This is a genomic window from Stratiformator vulcanicus, from assembly GCF_007744515.1.
GTDB lineage: Bacteria > Planctomycetota > Planctomycetia > Planctomycetales > Planctomycetaceae > Stratiformator > Stratiformator vulcanicus.
In genome coordinates, this window is sequence record NZ_CP036268.1 from 2,687,280 (window position 1) to 2,708,150 (window position 20,871).

20 protein-coding genes are annotated in these 20,871 nt (G+C 57.8%); 9 read left to right on the forward strand and 11 right to left on the reverse strand.

Annotated elements, in window-relative coordinates; translation table 11 throughout:
- Positions 1-81: 81 nt before the first annotated feature.
- Entirely contained in the window at positions 82-1,458 is a 1,377-nt protein-coding gene (locus Pan189_RS10540) for a mechanosensitive ion channel family protein (protein ID WP_145363880.1), read from the reverse strand.
- A gap of 260 nt (positions 1,459-1,718) precedes the next feature.
- Between Pan189_RS10540 and Pan189_RS10545 the strand changes: the two genes are divergently transcribed.
- Positions 1,719-2,567, forward strand: a complete 849-nt coding sequence (locus Pan189_RS10545) for a DUF429 domain-containing protein (RefSeq protein ID WP_145363881.1) — start codon at positions 1,719-1,721, stop codon at positions 2,565-2,567.
- On the opposite strand, the gene Pan189_RS10550 is transcribed toward Pan189_RS10545, so the two are convergent.
- From Pan189_RS10550 to Pan189_RS10560, 3 genes are read right to left on the reverse strand one after another with little or no spacing between them, the layout of a single operon-like run.
- Positions 2,558-4,777, reverse strand: coding sequence for an ABC transporter permease subunit/CPBP intramembrane protease (locus Pan189_RS10550; RefSeq protein WP_145363882.1), 2,220 nt, complete (start codon positions 4,775-4,777; stop codon positions 2,558-2,560). The genes Pan189_RS10545 and Pan189_RS10550 overlap by 10 nt on opposite strands.
- A gap of 56 nt (positions 4,778-4,833) precedes the next feature.
- Positions 4,834-5,586 carry an ABC transporter ATP-binding protein gene (locus Pan189_RS10555; RefSeq protein WP_145363883.1) on the reverse strand — a complete coding sequence of 251 codons (753 nt, stop codon included), beginning with the start codon at positions 5,584-5,586 and terminating at the stop codon, positions 4,834-4,836.
- Positions 5,583-6,272 (reverse strand): GDSL-type esterase/lipase family protein, encoded by a 690-nt coding sequence (locus tag Pan189_RS10560; protein ID WP_145363884.1) that lies wholly within the window; start codon positions 6,270-6,272, stop codon positions 5,583-5,585. The genes Pan189_RS10555 and Pan189_RS10560 overlap by 4 nt, the downstream gene beginning before the upstream one ends.
- Positions 6,273-7,274: 1,002 nt before the next feature.
- Here Pan189_RS10560 and Pan189_RS10570 point away from each other — a divergent pair.
- Complete coding sequence (locus Pan189_RS10570) at positions 7,275-8,348, forward strand: YihY/virulence factor BrkB family protein (RefSeq protein WP_145363886.1); 1,074 nt, start codon at positions 7,275-7,277, stop codon at positions 8,346-8,348.
- Between the two features lie 517 nt (positions 8,349-8,865).
- Here the strand turns inward: Pan189_RS10570 and Pan189_RS10575 are convergent.
- On the reverse strand, positions 8,866-9,057 hold the full coding sequence (locus tag Pan189_RS10575) for a hypothetical protein (RefSeq protein WP_145363887.1): 192 nt from the start codon (positions 9,055-9,057) through the stop codon (positions 8,866-8,868).
- A gap of 149 nt (positions 9,058-9,206) precedes the next feature.
- Here Pan189_RS10575 and Pan189_RS10580 point away from each other — a divergent pair, with 149 nt between their 5' ends.
- Positions 9,207-9,758: an RNA polymerase sigma factor gene (locus Pan189_RS10580; RefSeq protein WP_145363888.1), complete on the forward strand. Its 552-nt coding sequence runs from the start codon at positions 9,207-9,209 to the stop codon at positions 9,756-9,758.
- A gap of 123 nt (positions 9,759-9,881) precedes the next feature.
- On the opposite strand, the gene Pan189_RS10585 is transcribed toward Pan189_RS10580, so the two are convergent.
- Both Pan189_RS10585 and Pan189_RS10590 read right to left on the reverse strand, forming a co-directional pair.
- Positions 9,882-10,853 carry a DUF1559 family PulG-like putative transporter gene (locus Pan189_RS10585; RefSeq protein WP_145363889.1) on the reverse strand — a complete coding sequence of 324 codons (972 nt, stop codon included), beginning with the start codon at positions 10,851-10,853 and terminating at the stop codon, positions 9,882-9,884.
- An 85-nt stretch (positions 10,854-10,938) separates the two neighbouring features.
- Positions 10,939-12,678: an NCS2 family permease gene (locus tag Pan189_RS10590; RefSeq protein ID WP_145363890.1), complete on the reverse strand. Its 1,740-nt coding sequence runs from the start codon at positions 12,676-12,678 to the stop codon at positions 10,939-10,941.
- A gap of 205 nt (positions 12,679-12,883) precedes the next feature.
- Between Pan189_RS10590 and tadA the strand changes: the two genes are divergently transcribed.
- Positions 12,884-13,372, forward strand: a complete 489-nt coding sequence (tadA, locus tag Pan189_RS10595; RefSeq protein WP_145363891.1) for a tRNA adenosine(34) deaminase TadA — start codon at positions 12,884-12,886, stop codon at positions 13,370-13,372.
- 90 nt (positions 13,373-13,462) lie between these two features.
- On the opposite strand, the gene Pan189_RS21820 is transcribed toward tadA, so the two are convergent.
- Together Pan189_RS21820 and Pan189_RS10605 are read right to left on the reverse strand one after the other, a co-directional pair.
- A complete protein-coding gene (locus Pan189_RS21820) occupies positions 13,463-13,876 on the reverse strand; it encodes a four-helix bundle copper-binding protein (RefSeq protein WP_510773572.1) in 414 nt (137 codons plus the stop codon).
- Positions 13,877-13,914: 38 nt separating this feature from the next.
- A complete protein-coding gene (locus Pan189_RS10605; protein ID WP_145363892.1) occupies positions 13,915-14,265 on the reverse strand; it encodes an ArsR/SmtB family transcription factor in 351 nt (116 codons plus the stop codon).
- Positions 14,266-14,847: 582 nt separating this feature from the next.
- Between Pan189_RS10605 and Pan189_RS10610 the strand changes: the two genes are divergently transcribed.
- Together Pan189_RS10610 and Pan189_RS10615 are read left to right on the forward strand one after the other, a co-directional pair.
- Entirely contained in the window at positions 14,848-15,615 is a 768-nt protein-coding gene (locus Pan189_RS10610; protein WP_145363893.1) for a class I SAM-dependent methyltransferase, read from the forward strand.
- A gap of 276 nt (positions 15,616-15,891) precedes the next feature.
- Positions 15,892-16,950, forward strand: a complete 1,059-nt coding sequence (locus tag Pan189_RS10615) for a twin-arginine translocation signal domain-containing protein (protein ID WP_145363894.1) — start codon at positions 15,892-15,894, stop codon at positions 16,948-16,950.
- Between the two features lie 2 nt (positions 16,951-16,952).
- Here the strand turns inward: Pan189_RS10615 and Pan189_RS10620 are convergent, their stop codons facing one another.
- Complete coding sequence (locus tag Pan189_RS10620; protein ID WP_145363895.1) at positions 16,953-17,831, reverse strand: diacylglycerol/lipid kinase family protein; 879 nt, start codon at positions 17,829-17,831, stop codon at positions 16,953-16,955.
- A gap of 85 nt (positions 17,832-17,916) precedes the next feature.
- Here Pan189_RS10620 and Pan189_RS10625 point away from each other — a divergent pair, with 85 nt between their 5' ends.
- From Pan189_RS10625 to Pan189_RS10635, 3 genes are all read left to right on the forward strand, one after another.
- Entirely contained in the window at positions 17,917-19,320 is a 1,404-nt protein-coding gene (locus Pan189_RS10625; protein WP_145363896.1) for an SLC13 family permease, read from the forward strand.
- Positions 19,321-19,427: 107 nt separating this feature from the next.
- Positions 19,428-19,799 carry a hypothetical protein gene (locus Pan189_RS10630; RefSeq protein ID WP_145363897.1) on the forward strand — a complete coding sequence of 124 codons (372 nt, stop codon included), beginning with the start codon at positions 19,428-19,430 and terminating at the stop codon, positions 19,797-19,799.
- A 206-nt stretch (positions 19,800-20,005) separates the two neighbouring features.
- Positions 20,006-20,539: a nuclear transport factor 2 family protein gene (locus tag Pan189_RS10635; protein WP_145363898.1), complete on the forward strand. Its 534-nt coding sequence runs from the start codon at positions 20,006-20,008 to the stop codon at positions 20,537-20,539.
- A gap of 7 nt (positions 20,540-20,546) precedes the next feature.
- On the opposite strand, the gene Pan189_RS10640 is transcribed toward Pan189_RS10635, so the two are convergent.
- Positions 20,547-20,834 (reverse strand): YbjN domain-containing protein, encoded by a 288-nt coding sequence (locus Pan189_RS10640; protein ID WP_145363899.1) that lies wholly within the window; start codon positions 20,832-20,834, stop codon positions 20,547-20,549.
- Positions 20,835-20,871 lie beyond the last annotated feature (37 nt).

Sequence of the window (20,871 nt, forward strand, 5' to 3'; positions counted from 1 at the left end):
ATCAAGCTGCGGAAACCTGACTCAAGTCATCGTTTCAACGACAGTCAATTACTCATTGTTGAGAGCTGAGAGCCAATAACGTCATTCCTGCTTCAGGCTTTCGCCGAGCATTTTGACCGATAGTTCCCGTTTCGTATCGCCGGCGAGCATCAACGTTTCTGTCGGGAACGCGAATTCGATTCCCGCTTCTTCAAACCGATCGAGCAGGGCAAGGTTAAACCGATGGCCGTGCTCCAAGTAGGCGACGTAGTCGGGCGGACCATACCAGTAGACGACGAGGATCCCGAGGTTGTCGGCGTTAAACTCGGTGAAGTAGACGATGGGGTCCCGCGTATCGCCGTCGACGGTCGGATGAACGGGCCCTTTCAAATCGTCCGAGTCGAGCAGTTCGCGGATGATCTTCACCCCTTCCTGCAATTTCTCCGTAGGCGTGTCGTACGTCACGCCAATGTTCATCAGCCTCCGAATCGTCGGGCGACGTCCGATATTCTCAACCGACTCGTTGACAATCGCTGAATTCGGAATCGTGACAAGATGGCCGGTCAGCGTCCGCAACTTTGTCGAACGGAACCCGACCTTTTCGATGATGCCGTCATGGCCTTGAAACACGATCCGCTCGCCGATTTGAAACGGATCGTCAAACAGAATCGTCAGCGATCCGAATAGATTTTTCAAAGAGTCTTGCGCCGCGAGCGATACCGCGATGCCCGCGATGCCCAAACCCGCGAGGGCGGCTCCGACATCCGCGCCGAAGACGTTATCAGCGATGGTCAGCACCGCAAGAATGAATATAAACACTCGCAGCGATCGACGGATCAACGGAAGGGCTTGGTCGTCGAGTTTTCCCTCTGTCGATTTCACGCGACGTGTCAGCACGACCTCGAGAACCGCGACCATATTGAGCAGCCCCCAAAACAGGGCCAGCAAAATCGCCAATGCGATGAGAACGCCGGTGACGTATTGCAGCGATTCGCTCAACGGCAATGCGGAGAGGCCGATGGCGGTGCCGATCGAAATTGCGAGCAGGCAGACCGGGCCGGATAGTTTGTCGAAGAACGTTGCGAGAGCTTCCTTGGCTTCCCATTGCCGAAAGCGAGAAGCAATCCCATTGAACAGAATCGAAAGCACCATCCCCGCGGCAATTCCGCCGCCCACGCCCGAAAAAAACGTGATCCAACCCCATGCCGGAGTCTCGAACCAGAGCCGCTCCAATTCGAGATCGGCGACGAAACTGGCGGCGCCACTGATGAGTTCGACCCCGTCGATCGGCTTTTTAACCCCTTCGGCTTCATCGCCGGAGTTCTCTAAATCGCCCGTGGAATCACCTGACGACGCGGGCCCGCTCTCCTCATCAGAAGATTGGCTGCCGGACGAGGGGGTAATCTGAGCCGAAGAAAACGTCGGCGCCGTGGTCAGAAAGGCGAACAGAAATAAGCCAAAGCAGGCATACCGGCCCATGGACTGACATTCCCTCAAATTGCAACGAAAGAATTGGCAAAAGAGTCGGCGCGTGAGACGCTGTAATAGCGGCCTGTTTCGGATTACGCAACGAATCGGGACCTTGTCGCCCAAGGAAATCGCAGACTCCGTTGATCACGCATCGAATATGAGGCAGTCGATTCGCGGCCAGAGTCATTGCGAAGGACGTTTTGACTATCGGATCGCCCCGGCTGTTCGAGCAACCATCTAAAAAGACCACTCACCCGCCATTAACCGCAATGAGACTTCCAACAATCGATTGCATTTATGGCGTCGACTTCAGTGGCGCACGCCTGCCGGGTAAAGCGATTTGGATCGCCGAAGTTATTCCAGAAGAAGACGGATTCCGGTTGGTCTCATTAACGAATGCCGAGCGACGATTCCGAAAGTCGACGAGAGATGAGGTGCATGCGGACTTAGTCTCCGCGATTCAAGTGTCATCGCAAAGTTTGTGGGCCATCGATTTCCCATTCGGCTTGCCGATCGAATTGCATCGGGATGGCAGCGATTGGAAAAGTGTGCTCGACGAGACCCTGCGATTCGATGGCGATGCCCGGGCCTTCGGGCTCGACTGTGTTGCTCGTTCCAGAGCTTATAACGGCTCGCTTCATATCCGTCGCGATACGGATCGCGAAACAGCCACTCCGTTTGACTGCTACCACTACCGAATTATTTATCAGACTTATTTCGGAATTCGCAACGTTCTTCGACCGCTCGCCGGGCTACTTCAGACTGCAATCTTACCCTTCCAATATCATAAGTTGCAAAACGCAGAGCGGGTGGTTGTGGAGGCCTGTCCGTCATCATTTCTTAAACGAAGTGGTTTGCCACACCAGAACTATAAGCAACCGAATCAGAAGCAGCCTGACGAAGCAAGGCGACGAACACGGAGGGTTATCTTGAAATCGCTCAAGCAACGCCTTTCGATCGCGGAGAAGGATCGTCGGCGAATGATGGCTGATCCGGGAGGGGACGCCATTGACGCGGTTCTTGCCGCCGTTGCTGCTGCGGATCGGATGGCGTCGGTTGACCACACAGCAATTAAGAAGCACCCACGATATCGTCACGAAGGCTACGTCTATTCGTGACGCGGCTTTGTGAACGCCAGCGTGCACAGTCCCAGCAATACAACCACGGCTGCGCCGCTTAGCCATATCGACGGAAGATGTCGCTGATTCTCAATCGCGAGGCCCCAACTCGCCACGGTGTCTTCGTGATGAGCAACCGATAACAGTAACCCGTTATTAATCCCGTGCATCGCGATGCCGGGCAGCACGCTGCCGCTCCGCAGTGCGATAAAACTGAGGGCGAGTCCTAATAAGAACGTCGGCGGGAATCGGCCGAGCATCAGGCCATCGGTCACGAAGACATGAAACAGGGCGAAGAGAAACGCGGTCAGTAAGACGGTCCACCATCCACCCACGCGAGGCTTAAAAGCCGAAAAGAGAAAGCCGCGAAAAAACAATTCTTCGCACACGGCCGGCACTACCGCGAGGCAAATCAGTTTGAGCGCGAGGGGAATTGACTTTAGTTCGGCCTTCCAGGGTTCGAAGAACTCCTGCATTTGTTCAATCTGGCTGGAAGAAATCGTGAACAGCCCGACCTCGTAGGCAAATACCCAAAGTGCTGAACCAAGCATGACTGCGGCAATGAAGGCGGTCGGTGATGCCGCCCCCAACTGAAATGCGCTGCGGACTCTGATCCGGCGCCCGACGGCAAACAGGATCGGTGCAATCCCGAAGGCAAGACTCGTGATCGCCGCTCCCACGACCAGTCGCGTGGCGATGCCGAATTCTCCGAGGCGAGACGGCACGGCACTCAAAATTAAGAAGGCGGGAAACAGCCCGACGAGATAAGTAATTGCCTCATTGACCGATGGTACCGCCCGCTCTTCATCCGGCCTCCCAAAAACATCCTGCCAAGTGCCTTCCCCACCGTACAGGATCGCGTCGGTACCGAAGATTCGCGTCGCAGCGGCCAGGGCCGCCACTGTGTAAACAGCCGTCGAGATCAACGCAATCCCTGCACCGAACAGATTAAAGTCGCCTTCCAGAATGTCGCGTGCCAACACAACAATATTCGCAAGCGGCGTGAGCGCGACCAGCAGTGTGAGCTCCAACCCAGGCAACAAGGCCATAATTCCCGGGGTGAGCGAAACGAGCATCAGCGGTATTAGATAGGCTTGCGCCTCTTTGAAACTTCGAGCAAAACTGGTCAGGCAGAGCATCACCGCCGAGAAGAAAGCGGCAAACAAGACGAGCAGCCCTAAGATCTGAATGATCATGATCCCGGATACGCCGCCGGGGCCGAATAGGAATGCGTCCAGACCCGTCGCGTATGCGGTCACGAACATTCCGAGAACGTTGACGATCGCGGTGAGCAGTGCGACGGTCAGGACCGCGATATACTTCGAAGCCAAAATTGAACTGCGAGGCAGCGGCGTGGCAATTAAACCTTCGAGCGTCCCTCGCTCCCGCTCGCCCGCCGTCAAGTCGATGGCGGGGTAGACCGCGCCGGTGATTGTCATCAGGACGAGTACGAGCGGCACGATACCGGCAAGCGAAAAGCTTTCTTCGGGTTTCTTGCCGACTTCTTCAAATGAAATTTCGGCGGGCATCCCATATGGCGTCTCCTTAGCCAAGCCTTTCAGCGCGGTCGTCAGGTAGGAGCGATTGATCGCGCGCAACCGATCTCGGACGAGTCGTCTCGCGTCCTCGCTCGAAACGGAACCGCGGCGAACGATGAATTCAACGTCGAGCGGCCAAGCCACAGGTTGCATGTCGGCTTGGAACAGGCGTCGTTGCTCATTTTTCGTGATTCGAACGCCAAGGTCGGCGCTCCCACGCTCGACAATCTCGCGAATGTCCGTTCCCGTTAATTCTCCGGTCGGTACGACGGGACTGAACTTCACACCACCGTCTGGCCTTTGATTAAGAATGGAGGTCGATGACGGCACAGAGGTACTGCGCGCGGTTTGCGGAGACGGATCAGAAACAGTGTCGTTTCCTTGATCCAGCTTAATTAAACGCTCTCCGTCGGTGAGCAGCTTGCCGAATAAAAAAGCTTCTTCCTCCGTCGAGAGGACAATCGTGTATTCGACGCCCTTGTCGATCTCAGCTTGTGAAAGAACAAAACGCTGCAGTACCACGCCCAAGAGCGGATAAACGATTAAAGGCATCGCCACCAGCGTGATCGTGGTGCGGCGGTCGCGCAGTGTTTCGCGAAGTTCTTTGAGAAGCAGCCGTCCAAACCGCCCGACGGAACCAGACTGGCCAGAGTCGCGTTCGGGACCGTCCATTAGAAGCCTTTAAGAGACATGACAACTTCCGACCGATTTTCGAGAGTCGCTGAAAATCAATTTACAGAGGACGCCTGTACCGGGCGGTGTCCGAGCATTTCATTAAAAATTGCAACCAGCGATGGGCAGCCCGTTTGTCCGAGCAAGTCGTCAAGCCGCCCTTCATGCTTGAGTCGTCCATGATGCAACAGGCCGAACCGGTCGCACAACCGCTCCGATTCATCGAGACGATGTGTGCAGACGACGATCGCCTTGTGACGGTCTTTCAAATGGCGAATGAAATCGAAGACGACTTCGGTGCCGACGATGTCGAGCCCCCGTGTCGGCTCGTCGAACAGCATCAAAGGCGGGTCATGCACGAGTGATCGTGCCAAATTCGCCCGTTGTTTCTGTCCCGTGCTGAGAACGGCACAGCGGCGATCCCAAAATTCTCGCAAATCGAGCAAGTCGGCCAGTTCTTCGGCCCGATTGTGGGAACGCTCCGGCGATAGTCCGTAAGCATCGGCGAAAAAGGCGAGGTGCTCCCGCGTTGTGAGCCACTGATAAAGCCCGGCGCTGGCGGAGACGAACCCGATCCGCCGCTTTACTTCATCAGCCGACTTGATGACCGATACGCCGTCGATCAGCACGTCGCCACTATCCGGCTTCAACAGCCCGAGAATCATCCGCAGCGTCGTCGTTTTCCCCGCACCATTGGGACCGAGCAGGCCGTAAACCTCGCCCCGCTCGACCTCGAATGTCAGGGCATCAACGGCCACAACCTGATCAGCACCTCGGCCGAACCGCTTTGTTAAGTCGCGTACGATCACGGCGTCGTCTCACCTGCCGTCTCGATACCGAACCGGTCTAGGGCCGTGGCGACGAGAGCCTGCCACTTTTGGTAGCCCTTGTCGCTCAGGTGCAATTTGTCTGCGGCGTAGAGTTCCGGATCAGGGCGTCCGTCTTCGCCGAGCATCAGCCCATAGACGTCGATAAACGTGAGCGATTCCTCGTTTTCGCAGGCTTCGCTCAGGAGGCGATTCGTTTCGATCAGTTTCTTGCGCAAATTCCAACGACGCTCGCTGGGCTTCACTCCAATCAGCACGATCGTCGGCTGCCCATCGGATTGCACTTTGCCGACAAACGTCAGAAAGTCATTCCGCACGCGCTCGGGCGATCTGCCCGCCGCGATGTCGTTGTCACCGGAGTACACGACGATCGCGCTTGGCTGAAAGGGCGTGACGATCCGGTCGGCGAATGCGATGAGGTCCGACATCTGCGAGCCACCGAACCCGCGATTGAGAGTGCGAGTGGTCGGAAAAAATTGATCGAGTGGCCATCGCCGAATGCTCGAACTGCCCGTAAAAACGACAGGGCCAGCTGCGGGTGTACTTTCGCGGTCGGCCTTTTCGAATGCAACGATCGCGTTTTCCCAGCGCGACTGTCGCGGTTCGTCGGCGTTGCTTATCGGGATGAGGCAAGTGAAAGAGAAAACGACAGAAAGTAGGCGAAGCATCAGCTAGTCCGGGAACGCGTCGATGAGATGTGTCTCATCACGCTAAACGCCCGGCTTCGCCCGTGCAAATCGCGCGGGAACTTCAAGTGACGTGCTCCACTCCCGCGCTCAACGCTGAGTTGCTCTAATTAACTGACTCGGACCAGCCTTCGAATTGGCTAGCCGGCGTGATTCCGTAGTCGTAATCCGTTTCATAAAAAGCATTGCCTTCTGCCGGAGTGGGCAGTGGAACGTCGGTCGGAGAGACTTCGGGCGGTCGGGGACCACCTTCGAGAAAGAGCGGGCAGCTCGCGTCGATGTATCGCGTGGTGAATTGCATCGGAAGCGGAGGCGGGCAGCACGGCTGCGGCGGACACGGCGGAGGGCAGGGCATCGGACAGGCAATCGGCGGCGGACAATAGGCGACCGGAGGCTGATAGCACGGAACCGGAGGCGGGCAGCACACGACCGGCGGCGGGCAAGGGGCAGGACAGGCGACCGGCGGAGCAGCACATCCGATTTTTGGAGCACAGCACGATTTTATGCAGGGTTTCGCAACGGGAACCGCACACGAGGGCTTGCAGATTCCGCCGCACGGCGTTGCACAGCCGCAGATCGGACGATTGTCACACGAGCGAATGTATGGCTTAAATAGGGGGGAGACCTGCCCGGTACAGCAGTCAATCTTGGCAAGCTTGCAGCAACAACCGGTCGCACCGAGCGAAGCCAGAATCACGGCTAAAGAAAGCAACTGTCGCATCGGATTACCCTCGATCGGAAGTTCCCCGCGCGGAAATGGTCCGCGCGTCACCTATTTGATCGACGGGCAGGTTGGGCAAACTTTGACGATTTTGCCGCTGATGCCGAAAATTCTGCCCTCAGGCTGATCCGAAGCTGATTCAAGACCTTCGGCCCCGGGAGATCGAAGCTGCCACTGCGAAGCAAATGTCGAATTGGGCGGCACGCGATGGGGCATCCCGATAGACTGTCAGCAATCCGGTTCTTCAAACGATCCTCCCTTACATGCCCGAAGACGCCTCGCCGACACCTGTCACCGGGAAGTTGACTCCGGTCCCGAACTACCGGTTGATCTCGACCGCCGCGATGTGGCGGTTCGGAGGGCTCCGCCCTTGGCAGTTGGTTTATCAGGTCGTGGTCGGTTTTCAGCGTCACGCCCTGTTCGACCGCAGTGCACAGTTCGCCTATTACGCCACTTTGAGCCTGGCTCCCATGCTGATCGTCGCTGTGACGCTCGGCGTGCAACTGGGGTCAAATGACATGATCAAGACAATCCTCGCGGCTGCGGAGAACATGCTTCCGCCCGAAGCGTTCACGCTTGTCCGTCAGGAAATTGACCTGTTACGAAGTGCCGAGGGACCGCTTTCTGTTATTTCGATCTTCGGCATCGTCTTCCTGGCGATCAGCGGACGACAGATTTTTCTCGCGGTCGGGCAGGGGCTCGATGACGCTTACGATGCGCCACGCCGCAAGTTTCTGATGCGGAATCTCGTGGCCGTCGGAGTCACCTATTTGTTGCTGTTCGTGGCGATGACGGCTGTCGGTGTGCTGACATTCGGACCGCGGATCGCGGCCCGCTTTTTTCCCGGAGACGAAGGCTCTTTTTTGAACGAAACGGTTCGCTGGCTGGTCTCAGCGCTTTTTCTCGCATTGGGAACGTCATTCGTCTATGCGGCGACGCCGAGTGCGAAATTGCGTTGGATGCCCCTCAGCCCCGGCGCCGTCTTCTTCGCCTTGTCCTGGCTCTCGCTGACGAAAATCTTCCGGGTCTATGTTGCGACCTTCGGTACGTATAGTAAGACGTATGGCGCACTCGCCGGCGTGGTGCTGCTTCTGATCTTCCTCTACATGACCGGGGCATTGCTGCTGGCAGGAGGTCAAATCAATAGTGTGATTCACCGCGCTGCCTGGAAGAATCGCCGACCGGGACGGAATGACGTGGAGCGATTTAAAAAGCTCGTAGCGCGACCTCAAGAGAAGCCGACCGACGAAATCAATTCGGAAGATGTGCCGTCTGAGTCAAATAATTCCGGTGCGGACGCGACCATCGGACAAACGGAACCAAGCCCTAAGCAGTGATTTCGCAACGCCTTGCGTTCGGGTCGTGCGTCCTACGAGGTGCCGACTCGAAATTCTTTTGAATTTATGCTCGAATTCCCCGAACCCGATGGCAGAATCTGCCGTCCTAGCTGTAGAGGAAGTTGCAGCCACAGTTCGGTGATCGTATCTCCGAAGTGTGGCCGCCCATTTGTCCACGTGGCTCGGCAGGAGCCGCTCGAATCAAGTCCTGCCTCTTCACTCCTATGCTGCGGGTGTAGCCGCAGGAGGTCACGACGATGCGTATCCAAAACACCGCCAACATCGCCAATTTCAACACCGCAGCGATTAACTTCGCCACGGTCGCGGGCGCGGATACGGTCCATCGAGTCGATCTCTCGGTACACCGCTATCCGGGGAAACGGCCGCTATGCCGTTCCAAATGTCTCTGTCTGAGTCGACCCGACATGCCGGAATCGATGCCAAGTGACCAACCAAGGTCATGGCAGCGATCCCGCTTATCGGAAGGCTCGGTAGGCAGGGGTATGGAACGGTCGCTTCAGGCCGGGTGGGGACGACTCGCGATATTGGCGAGTCCGTCCATGAACTGACCGCAAGGTTGGTTCCACCACCGCGCATTCCCACCGGTCGACCGCAACGTCGAGCCGTTGTTGGTGCGTTCCCATGCCCTCCGCTGTTCGCAGGCGAAATTCGTCGTCGCTTCAGTTTGCGATTGCACTGCAAGGTGCATTCAGACTGAGCCCGACCGTTGCCGCCCGCTCACGGAAGCGTTCCCACTTACCCGGATATTTCTCCGCCAGTCGTGCATCTATACGTTCGATCGCCTCGCCATAGGCGGATCGAGATGCCGGCGGCGGTTCGAGATGAGGAGGCACAGCAATGGACGAAACTCGGATCATCTTGCTCGTTGAACGGGCCCAGGCGGGCGACCGGAACGCATTCGGTGAGCTGGTCGCTCATTTCGAGCCGACCGTGTTCGCAATCGTGATGCGACGGCTGCGGAACCGGAGTGAAGCGGTCGAGGTCGCTCAGGACGTCTTCATTCAGGCGATGCGGAAGATCGATCAGCTTCGGGAGCCGGTTCGGTTCGCGGGTTGGTTGCGGCAAATCGCCGTCCGGATGTCGATCAATCGGGCGGTCCGGCGGCCGCACGAAGCGGTCTCCGATCCGGAAGTCTTCGGCGGAGTGACCGGTCACGAAGAGGCTCCGCTTGAGCGGGCCATCGAAAGTGAACGGGCCGCAAACCTTCGGGATGGAATCGCCAAGCTGAAAGAACTCGACCGGCAGACCTTGATCGCCTTCTACTTCGAAGGCCAGTCGCTGCAGGAGATGTCGGACGCGTTCGAAAGCCCGGTCGGTACCATTAAGCGGCGGCTCCACACCGCCCGGAACCGGCTTAAGGCCGAGTTGGGAGAACTGCTCCCGGCTTAAGCTGACGGCCGATGGATGAGCCGAAGAACGACGAACCCCCGCCGGGTCGCACGACCCGGCGGGGGATCTTTTTGTCGTTTTATTTCGCCTTTGTTTAGCCGCGCCCGCCAGGAAGCGCGCCGCCTAAAATTGATTCGCATCAAGCGGCGTTTGGCCGAAGAGGCTTCCGCGCGACGTCATTAATTTCAAATAGACCAATGGGTCGATATCTTCGGAGACATTTGAGGCGCGGCCGTCGACGAATGCGACGTTGACCGTCCCACTATGACTGCTGCTGGGCCCGGGCGTGTGAGTCGCGCTACTTGGCCGAATTCCATTCGGACGATAAGGGCCGTCTTTGAATTCATTGACGGCGAGCATACCTCTGTCGAAATCAATCGTAAGGTCCTCTCGCCCAACGACGAATCCGAGATCGAGGGTCTGGTTGGAGAGCCAATCGGACCGGTGGTAATTCTCGACCAACAATAAAGTCTGCGAAATGCCATCGCCAAGTCCGACTGCATCAATGGTGAGCGAATCAATGTGGTCCGAGTGTCGCCAGAATACACCGGTGGCCTGCATGGCCGACCGGTCTTCGTCGGTGACCTCTCCATCGCCGTCCCAGTCGAGATCAAGATCATGAGTTCCGATTTCGATCGTTTTGCCGTCAGTCCGTGACGCTCGAAAATCTCCCCAACCGGCATTGAACCGGTAACTGAATCCGCGGTCTTGGTTGAAATTGAAGTCGTCATGCGGCGAGGCGAAGACTTTGACGAAGACGGCGATATTCTTGTCCTCTTTACTGAGCGCGGCCGAGATCGCTCGATCAAGCCCCGGCTGGTCCAATGTAGTTAAGAGATTTCTCGGAGCACCGTACGTACCGTCGACGAGGGGCGGGAACATCCCGTCCCACACCGACGCATAGTTTGCCGTCGCCAAGCTGATATTTTTAATATTGTTGAGCGAAACCATTCGTGGTCGTCCGCGTCTCCGACCGTCGAGCAATGCGGGACAAAGCACTGCAATCATTACCGCGACCGCAATCAGCGTGATCAGCAGTTCGACCCAGGTAAATCCGCGGCGTCGACTTGGATTAAGACGCGAACGAGCACGCATGCGAATTCCCCGAATTGAGGCCGAAGAGACCCGAAGGTCCACCGGCAGAGAAAACGCACGACAGATCAGCTTTCAACAACTCTTTTTATTGAGTTCCGGGACCGGGACGATCTTCGGTAGCGGTCTCGGCCGATTTCTCACTCGACTCGGCCCACCAACCCATCACGGCAAACAAAATCGCAAACAGCAGATACCCGATCGCGATGTCGAAAGCGCGAAACGCCGTCGCATCGTTGGCGGGGCCCACCCCAGCGAACAGATAATCAACCGTGTTGCCGACGACCTGATACGCGTGCATGAAGCCAAGGCCCGTCAGCACGGCGGCGAGCAGTGACCAAATTGCCGCCGTCATAAATTTGCGTTCGATTAAGAACACGCTGATTGCAGCCAGGATCATGCAGGTAAAGATATAGCCCCGCTCCAGCGCGATCATGCCGTGTAAGAGGAAGCCGTTGACCTGTGCGGTTTGGCCCGACAGGACCGGAGCGTCGCCGAGGAGTCCCTGCAGCGTCGGGGCGGCGCCGTTCGAGCCGAATCCGCAGACGATAAATGCGCCCGAGGTGACCGTGAACCCGAACGCCGCGATCGCGGGGAACAATCCGATTGCGACCGCCGGGGCATGTTCGTCCGGCGTCGACTGATAAGCCTGGGCGGTGATGATTACGCCGATCCACAAGACGATCGCCACCCCTGCTTCAAGCGGAATCAACGCCGCGATCAGGCTGATCGTTCCCGTCAGGCAGATTACCGTGACGACGAGGCCGTTGAGCGTGCTGTAACCGCTGCGTGCCCCGAGACCCTTCCAGCCGGGGTGGCCGATATAGATCGTGGTCGGGAAGCAACTGCCAAAAAGGGCGGCGAGGATCGTTCCGAAACCGTTCACGCCGAGCGAAAGCCCCGTGTTGTAGCGGTCACCCGCCGCCTCCGCACTTTCTACGTTCTGCAGACTGCCCACGACGTTGAACAAGCCCATCGGCACGATCACGGACAGATACTTCACCCATTGCGACGGCTGTGCGAGGAACTCCGCGATCTCCGTCCCGACGAAGGTCGGCAGGTAAAGCCCCGCCAAACTCGCTCCTTTCTCAACCGCTTCGAAACTCATCGCCGGCCCCGAAACGACTTCGGGAATGAGCGGTACGAGAAACCACGCGCAAAGCGTGCCGAGCATGACGGCGAGGAAGCCACCCGGCAGCGACAGCGGGAACTTGACCCCGGCGAAGTAGGTCACGAGGATCACAGCCGTCGGCAGCATGGCAACGAGCGGCCGCTGGAAAATTTGCAGCGCAAAGGTCATTGAAATGAATCCGACGGCGATCCCCGCGAGAGTCGAGAGCAGGGCGGCCCGCGGCGTCAGACTTCGAATCGTTCCCGCGACGAACGAGCCGAAGAATTCGATCAACCCGCTTCCCAGGCAGGCGATGATGCCGAGCATCCAAGACAACTTTACCGCTTCGTCGACCGGCATCTCCGCAGCGATCGCTCCCTGATAGGCCGGACCGATCACAAAGAAGATGTAAACAAGCAGTGACGGCGTGTTGATCCCGTAGGGCAGGGCGGTGACGTCGTCGCGCCCCTCGCGCTGCGACACGCGATGGGCCTGCCACGCGTAGAAGACGTTCCCGATCAATAGACTCACCGCCGCCCCCGGGAACACGTATCGCAGCATCAACGACTGCAACTCCGCATACTCGGGCGACCCCGGAAATATCCCGCAGGCCAACGGCCAGAGATTAATGATCGTCAGGAACTGCACCAAGTTGTCGACGAACAAACCGAAAAAGCCGTCTAGGTCGCCACGGCAGAAGAGAGGGTTGCGTTTCATGGGAGCAGCCGGAAGTCGAAAGTTCGGAGCCAGAAGTCAGAAGCTTGCCGCGGGCGTTGGCGAAAAGATAGAAACTGGACCCCGCGAACGCCACCTCCTCGAACTTTCGGCTCTCGTCGTTACGCTTGCGATAGCAGTCTCTTCCAATTTACTGACTTCTCACTTCTGACTCCTGTCTACTAACTTCTTGATACTTGCTCCTCAAATGAACCCCCTCAACCCGCACGAGTATTGGATGCAGAAGGCGCTCGATCAGGCGGTGCGGGCGTACGACGAAGACGAAGTGCCGGTCGGGGCAATTGTGATCGCGGGAAACCCGGCGGAGGGGGGGCAGGTCGTCGGCGAAGGCTATAACCAGCGCGAGCAACTCAACGACCCCACCGCCCACGCGGAGATGATCGCGATCACGCAAGCCGCGGAGGCCCTCGGCTCGTGGCGGCTCGAAGGTTGCACGCTCTACGTCACGTTGGAACCATGCCCGATGTGTGCCGGGGCGATCGTGCAGGCCCGCGTCCCGACCCTTGTTTACGGGACCACCGACCTCAAAGCCGGGGCGTGCGAGTCGCTTTACACGATCTGCTCTGACGACCGCCTCAATCACCAGACGACAATCCTGAGCGGAGTGCTGGCCGCCGATGCGAAAGCACTCCTGCAGCAATTCTTCGCGGAGAAGCGAGCCTTGGGGAAGAAGTGAGTGTCTTCTAACTCAATTAAAAAGAGACGACGCCCCCATCTCGGAGAGAGCGTCGTCATGCGGCCATATCAAAGCCATTTCAAGTCTTCACTATTCTCTATGTGCTTTGCACATATTCGCGCACGCACGACACTTTTCCGCACAGGCTTGGCAGACGGGGTCATTTGCGTGTTTGGCGCAGGCGGCTGAGCACTCGTTACAAGCTTCGGCGCACGCCGTCGCAATGACAGACTTTAAAGGCCCGTTGCGCGACATCACTTTCGCGCAGACTCCGCAAATATCCGCACAATCCTGACACAAACGGATACATTCTACCCGATCCGTTTTGCCCGACTCTAATTCTTCAAGGCAGGCCGTGACACAGGCGGAGCAAGCGCTCTCGCAGCTCTGACAGGCCGCAACACACGGATCAATTTTTAATTCGCCTGCCTCGGCCAATTGAGATACTCCCGCGAGTGCGGTTGCGGCGGCTAAGCAGTTCAGCAAAAAAATACGTCGAATCATTCTTCAGTTCTCCTTCGGTTTAAATAGTGGTCGAGAAATCAGACTCTTCGGCGACGGTCGGTTTCCTCGAGCAGACAGAGCCCGCGATCCAAGAGCGTCGTCACGCACGGGTCAACAATCCGATAGTGCATCTTGTTGCCGTCACGCCGTGACGCAACGACCCCCTTGTCCTGCAGGCGTTGGAGTTGATTGGAGACTGCCTGCGGCTTCATCTCCAATGCCCCCGCCAAATCGGTAACGCAGACTTCGTCGGTCCGCGCAATTTCATGAAGCAACCGAAGCCGCGTGTCATTCGCCAAAACCGCAAATAGCGATTCCAAGTCACCGGCAACCGCGCAATCCATCAGCGGCCGCTCGGCAAGTTTGACTTTTGGGGGACAAAATTTCATTACGTTTTGGCCAGACGAGAAAACCTTCGGCGACTCCGAGCACTCAATTAATACACGATACAATGTAATGATGGCATTGTCAATCGTTACATTCGGCCGCTTGACGTTGTGGCCTCAACAAGGGCCTCGGAAATCGCAAACGTCGCCGTGACCAGAGTGCCAATTGCGAAATACAGTCGATTTATTCGACTGTGCTGCTGGTGATACTCCGTGCGACGCCAAGATGCCCCTAGAAAAGTTCTTCGCGGAGAAGCGAGCCTTGGGGAAGAAGTGAGTGTCTTCCGATAAGCCGCGCATCAAGTAAAGGGGTGAGAGATTGGACAAGCCGCGCACGAAGTAAGCGGATCGAGCGCGGGTAAGATGTTGACCAATCGATCCGCTCACTTCGTGCGCGGCTTGTATTGGAGAGCAAGTCAGCGATGTTGAGTGGCACGGACAACGTCCGTGTCGCGCAGCGACCAGAGCATTCAGCTTCCGGTCGAATACTCAATTCGGGTTACGAATTTTATACGAAGTCGGGAGCTGATTGCTCTAGCGGCTGCGCCGCCCGGGCGGTGTCCGGGCCACTCAGGAGACTGTTCAATGAGCACTTCGCCGCAGCGGTGGAACCCGGACCGTTACCGCACCAACGCGGGGTTTGTCGCCGATGAACTTGGTTCGCCGGTCTTGGACCTGCTTGACCCGCAACCCGGCGAGCGGATTCTTGACCTCGGTTGCGGAGACGGGGCGTTGGCGGAGCGGATCGTGGCCCGTGGTGCGACGGTCGTCGGTGTCGATTCGAGTGCCGAGCAGATCGCCGCGGCGCGGGCGAAGGGCCTTGATGCGCATGTGAGAAGCGCGACGGAACTCGGCGATGACTCCGAATTTGATGCCGTCTTCACGAATGCGACGCTGCATTGGATCGCGGATCATGATGCGGTGCTGCGGGGCGTAGCGAAGGCGCTGAAGCCGGGCGGTCGATTCGTCGGGGAGTTCGGCGGGGAAGGAAACGTTGTCGGCATTGTCGATGCCCTGTCAGCCGAGTTGCGGTCGCGGGGGATCGATTCGAAGAAGTTGAACCCGTGGCACTTTCCGTCGCCGGATGTGTTCCGAGGTCGCCTTGACTCTCATCGATTCGAGGTCGTCTCGCTCGATCATTTCCCGCGACCGGTGGAGTTGCCGACCGATATCATCGGTTGGCTGGAAACATTCGGCGAAAGTTTCGCGAAGGCCCTTCCGGTAGCGGAACGCGAAGGGTTTCTTCGGGCGGTGGCGGATCGTTCCGAGCCTGAACTGCGGCGGGACGACGGGGTGTGGATCGCCGACTATGTGCGACTGAGATTTGCCGCTCACAAGCCGTGCACGCAGTAGGCGGATAACTCGCCGCGTTCACTCACGGCTGACGCTGGGGATGCCGTGCAAGACATTAGCGAGCGCCCAGATACGGGGGCGACACGCCCCCGGCACCCGTAAGCAGCTCGATTCGGATCGCGCGAATATGCGCTCATTGCGTAAGCGGCTTGTTTCGATAGCGAGCGAAGGCTGCGCAAAAAATACAAAAGCGAATGTCGATTCATACGTGCGTTGCATCCGCTGTGACGCTACGATCCGACGGTCATTTCATTCATTTCGCTGAGGATTAATCGCATGTCGACAAGCCGCTCGCGTCGCAGTTTTCTGCAGTCCGCCGCCGCCTTGACCGCGGGGGCCGCGATCGGCCAACCGTTCTTTGTCCATGCCGGCAATAAGTCGGGGTCGAAGAAACCGGTCATCGGTGAAGGCGAACTGATATTCGAAGCCGACCATCATTGGGGGGCGACTCCCGATTCGCTCGCGTGGGGGGCGACGCACGGCATCTGCTTTGATGCCGAGGGTCTGGTCTATATCACGCACCAATCGAATGCGAAAACGCCCTGCGATGCGATCGCGGTGTTCAAGCCGGACGGCGAGTTCGTGCGGTCATTCGGCAAAGAGTTTCACGGCGGCGGGCACGGCCTCGACATCCGAAGCGAAGGCGGCGAGCAGTTTCTCTACCTTTCAGACATCAAGCACGATCTGATTGTGAAGCTGACTCTTAAAGGGGAAGAAGTCTGGCGGATCGAGATTCCGACCGAGTCGGGTGTTTACGAGGACAATCCCAAATACACGCCGACCAATGTGGCCTTCTTGCCCGATGGCGGTTTTGTCGTGGGGGACGGCTACGGCTCGAGCTATCTGCACATTTATGATGGCGACGCCAACTATGTGAAGACATTCGCCGGCCCGGGTAACGAACTCGGTAAATGCAAGACGCCGCACGGCCTATGGTGGGATGATCGCCCCGGGCGGGAGGCGGCGCTGGCGGTGGCGGATCGCTCCAACGGTCGAATCGAGTACTTCACCGCCGGTGGCGAGGCGATTGATGAAGTGCCCTGCACACCGCGACCCTGCGATTTCGATACGCATGGCGAATATGCCGTCGTTCCTGATATGTGGGCGCGGCTGGTCTTCCTGAACGGGAAGAACGAAACCGTCTGCGCGATCGGCGGCGAACAGAACTGGATCGATCAAGTTCTCGCCGACAAGCTGGCGATGCGACGCAATCCCGATCGCTGGCCCGCTGGGCGATTCATTCATCCGCACGACGCGGCCTTCGACGCGGACGGCAACGTCTACGTTGTGGAATGGGTCGCAACCGGCCGGATCACGAAACTACGACGTGTCTGACGCTAGGGCGAGATGACGCGCAGCGCTCCGGGCAGGACCTCGAAGCGGGCGGGGGCTTCGCCGACCAGTTCTCCGTCTGCAGTGATCGACATCGACGGGTCGGACTCGATTGACAGCGATCGACAGCGGCGAAATTCGATTAGTTCGTGCTCCATAAAGGTTTGCATCAGATATTCGGCGGTCAGTCCCGCGATCTCGCCGGGCATGCCGTCGCGAACGAGAACGACATCGAACAGGCCATCGTCCATTTTTGCGTCCGGCGACACAGTCATTCCGCCGCCGCTGCCCTGACCATTCGCGACAAAAACGTTGAGAAAATCGCCGCTGATCGGTTCGCCCTCGTCCCATTCAATCGTCAATTGAAATGGCTTGAGGTCGCGCAGGAGGTCGACGACGCCTCGCATGTAGCAGAATGGCCCCCAGCGGGCTTTGGTATCGCTATCTAACTCGTCCAGATACATGCCCGTATTGCCGGCCGTTGCCATGTTCGCAAACAAACGTCGTTCTTCGCGCACTTCGATCACGCCGAGATCGATCGGCTTCGGTTGACCCGACTCGACAACGTCGGCCGCTTGATCAGCATCGAGGGGGAGACCAAGATTCCGCGCGAAGTCATTTCCGCTTCCGGTCGGAATGATGCCGAGCGCGGTGTCGGAGCCGGCCAGGCACGATGCGGCGAGTGAGACCGTCCCATCCCCGCCGGCGACGATCAAAGTCTCCAGACCGCCGTCGACTTCCTCACGAATCTTGACGGAAATTTCATCCGGATCTTTCGATTCGACAAATCGGATGTCCTCCCGCTCGGCATATCTATCGCGGAGATGCCGTGCGGCTTCGGCGGTCCCGGACGACCCGTTCCACAGAAGAAGTATGTGTTGAATTCGTGTATGCTAGCAACTCCACGCTGCTTCTTCGCTGCCCAGACAGTGCTCGCCCGCGCAGCTTTCGAAATTAACACACCGTTCCATGAAATCCAGTTCCCAACGCCTGTTGATCGGGCTGTGGTGCGTTCTCGTTCTCTTGCTCGGTAGTAGCGGAGCATTCGGACTATTTGGCATTCCGGGTCCGGCGCAGGTCGCCCTTTCGATCCTGATCATCGCAGCCACACTGTGGATCAGCGAAGCCGTGCCGCTGTTCGTCACGAGCTTTTCGGTCCTCTTCATGTCGCTGGTGTGGCTTGCCCCGGAAATTAATGCAGCTGTCCTCCTTCAGCCGACCTTCGGACTCACCGCGGTCACGAATGCTGATTTTCTGAGCCCTTTCTTTTCGAATATCATTCTGCTGTTTCTCGGCGGATTCGTGATCTCTGCGGCGTTGCATGAATATCGCCTCGACGAGCAACTCGCCGGCCTCATCTTGAAGCAGACCGGCCGTTCCGTTCCGCGGCTGATGATCGGCGTCATGGGCGTGACGGCGTTTCTGTCGATGTGGCTCAGTAACACGGCGACGGCGGCGATGATGCTGGCACTTGTGCTGCCGATCGTCGGCAGCCTTCCGGCGGGAGATGCCTCTCGTAAGGCAATTGTGCTGTCGATCCCTTTCGCGGCAAACATTGGGGGGCTGGGAACACCGATCGGATCGCCCCCCAACGCGATCGGCATGAAATACATGCGCGATGCCGGTGTCGCACCAAGCTTTCTCGAGTGGATGGCGATCGGTGTGCCGGGCGTCATCGTGTTGCTCGGATTCGCGTGGCTACTGCTGCTGATCTTTTATCGCGGCTCGAAGGAACTCGAACCGGCGAGGAACCGCAGCGACGATTATTTTGAAATGACACCTGGTGCCTGGGTGGTGTTGGCCGGGTCGGTCGTCACTGCGCTCGGGTGGATGACTGGAGGACTGACGGGGGTCGCTTCCGGAACCGTCGGACTCGTTCCACTATTGCTGTTCTTCGGGACGAGGACGATTTCGTCCAAGCTGTTTCGAACGCTACCGTGGGACGTTCTCTTCTTAATGGGCGGCGGTCTGTGCCTTGGTGAGTGCGTCGCCGCCAGCGGCCTGGCCGATTGGATCGTGACTCGACTCCCGATCGGCGGCGCAACTCCTTACGTCATTATGGTCGTCTTCGGCACCGTCGCGGTGGTGATGTCTTGCATCATGAGTAATACAGCGACGGCGAACTTGATCATGCCGATCGCGCTGGGGTTGGAGCAGGTCGACGCACTCGATCCGATTCTCGTGGGAATCGCGTTCTCCTGTTCGCTCGCGATGGCGCTGCCGATTTCAACTCCGCCGAACGCGATGGCCTTCAGCTCGGGCGAATTGTCGGTGAAAGACCTGCTCATCCCCGGCACGATCGTCACGTTCGTGGGTATCGCGACGGCTTATACCGCGGGGTATTGGTGGTGGGGCATCATGGGCATCCGCTGACGGAAGCCTCAATTGCATCGAGTTCTTGATGGCGAATTTGATGAACGTCGTGTTAAGCTGATCGGGCGCAATCAATCGTCGCAGATATCGAACCGACGGAGACCACCATGGACGTTCATCGTCAGCAGTGCCAGCAGTGTGGTAGTCGGAGTCTTCAGAATCTGATCGTTCGAGAGCCGACGAAACCACAACGGGTCTTCGTCCGTTGTGCCGACTGCGGTGCGTTCGTCGCCCGCTACACGCTCTCCAACTACTACCACCACGGAAAGGGAATCGAGTCGTATCTGCGATCGCAAAACGTCGCCGAAGACAGCGGTCGTGAATGGCTCGACCGATTTCGGCATACCGAAGAATCGGCCGTCTCCGGTTTTGAGCAGGTCGTGGAAGAGCTCGGCCGGGTCGGAAAAGACAGTTTCGCCAAGCCAGCCGAAGAAACCGATGCGATCGACGTGACGAACGATCCGGAAACGGTGGGATAATGCTTCGGGTCTGAGAGTACGCTGATGGGAAGATCGAGGACGCTTCGCCTCATCTGTTGTCAGCACTGCTGCCGGTCGGACTCTCGATCGGAGTGGCGTCGGTCAAACGGAATTTGTTCGAATTCTCACGGCGAAAGGCTTTGACCGTTCCTAAAATTGGGTAGACTTCGGTTCCCCCCAATGCGGCATCTCAAGCTCTTATTGCGATGGACCCAATCCCGCTCACGCCGATTCTTAACCGTTTCGTCAAAGACATCTCTGCCAAGGCCGAGTTTTCCGGTGCCGACGGAGATGTTGCAGAGAGAGAACGGGCGAATGTCGCGATCATGCAGAAGATGTACCGCGCCATCATTGCGGGTGACCTCGACCGGTTTCAAAAGTTTCTGACCGACGACATCGAGTACGCTTGGTATGGCCCTGCCGAACACCCGTTTACCGGAACGGTCATCGGACGCGAGGCGGTCCTGAAAAAGGTGGTGAGTAATTACTCATGGCTTGACGACCAACGTCCCCAAATCCGGATCGCGATCGTGCAGCCGACATTGGTCAGCCTGCACGCCCATGAAACAGGGAAGATTCGCAAGACGGGTCGGCCTTACGAAGTCGACTTCGTCCAGTTGTTTCGATTTCGCGGTGACCGCATCTGCCAATTCGAGTCATACTGCGAAAGTACCGCGTTGATGACGGCACTACTCGAAGCAGGTGCTGGCAGCGGTATTGCCACGGGTCAAGAAAGATAGCTTCGCGTCAGCAGACTTCGCCGTTCTCATCAACGTAGCAACTGTCGGACTGATGTTTTCGATTCCAGTCCGCCATCAATGCCGCGAGGTGGTCGAGTCGAGATCGAATCTGCTGAGGCGTTGAGAACGTCTCCCCTTCGTCGAGCAGTATCGGCAACCGCTCGATTTCGCGTAGTCCCTCCGGCAGCGTATCGCGCCCTGCGATTCGCACTTCAAACCGCAGGGCCAACTCGCGGAGTTCTTCCTCGATTCGATCAGCTGGATCAGAATTTTTCTCTCGATAGAGCAGAGTCAATTCGAGGCCTCGTCAGTCAGACCAAAATGCGATCGCT

Coding starts and splice junctions, on each gene's coding strand:
- Pan189_RS10610 (WP_145363893.1), top strand. CDS start 14,848: ATGAGCACTTCGCCGCAGCGGTGGAACCCGGACCGTTACCGCACCAAC.
- Pan189_RS10570 (WP_145363886.1), top strand. CDS start 7,275: ATGCCCGAAGACGCCTCGCCGACACCTGTCACCGGGAAGTTGACTCCG.
- Pan189_RS10540 (WP_145363880.1), bottom strand. CDS start 1,458: ATGGGCCGGTATGCCTGCTTTGGCTTATTTCTGTTCGCCTTTCTGACC.
- Pan189_RS10605 (WP_145363892.1), bottom strand. CDS start 14,265: ATGAAATTTTGTCCCCCAAAAGTCAAACTTGCCGAGCGGCCGCTGATG.
- Pan189_RS10560 (WP_145363884.1), bottom strand. CDS start 6,272: ATGCTTCGCCTACTTTCTGTCGTTTTCTCTTTCACTTGCCTCATCCCG.
- Pan189_RS10630 (WP_145363897.1), top strand. CDS start 19,428: ATGGACGTTCATCGTCAGCAGTGCCAGCAGTGTGGTAGTCGGAGTCTT.
- Pan189_RS21820 (WP_510773572.1), bottom strand. CDS start 13,876: ATGATTCGACGTATTTTTTTGCTGAACTGCTTAGCCGCCGCAACCGCA.
- Pan189_RS10580 (WP_145363888.1), top strand. CDS start 9,207: ATGGACGAAACTCGGATCATCTTGCTCGTTGAACGGGCCCAGGCGGGC.
- Pan189_RS10615 (WP_145363894.1), top strand. CDS start 15,892: ATGTCGACAAGCCGCTCGCGTCGCAGTTTTCTGCAGTCCGCCGCCGCC.
- Pan189_RS10590 (WP_145363890.1), bottom strand. CDS start 12,678: ATGAAACGCAACCCTCTCTTCTGCCGTGGCGACCTAGACGGCTTTTTC.
- Pan189_RS10550 (WP_145363882.1), bottom strand. CDS start 4,777: ATGGACGGTCCCGAACGCGACTCTGGCCAGTCTGGTTCCGTCGGGCGG.
- Pan189_RS10545 (WP_145363881.1), top strand. CDS start 1,719: ATGAGACTTCCAACAATCGATTGCATTTATGGCGTCGACTTCAGTGGC.
- Pan189_RS10575 (WP_145363887.1), bottom strand. CDS start 9,057: ATGCACCTTGCAGTGCAATCGCAAACTGAAGCGACGACGAATTTCGCC.
- tadA (WP_145363891.1), top strand. CDS start 12,884: ATGAACCCCCTCAACCCGCACGAGTATTGGATGCAGAAGGCGCTCGAT.
- Pan189_RS10585 (WP_145363889.1), bottom strand. CDS start 10,853: ATGCGTGCTCGTTCGCGTCTTAATCCAAGTCGACGCCGCGGATTTACC.
- Pan189_RS10635 (WP_145363898.1), top strand. CDS start 20,006: ATGGACCCAATCCCGCTCACGCCGATTCTTAACCGTTTCGTCAAAGAC.
- Pan189_RS10625 (WP_145363896.1), top strand. CDS start 17,917: ATGAAATCCAGTTCCCAACGCCTGTTGATCGGGCTGTGGTGCGTTCTC.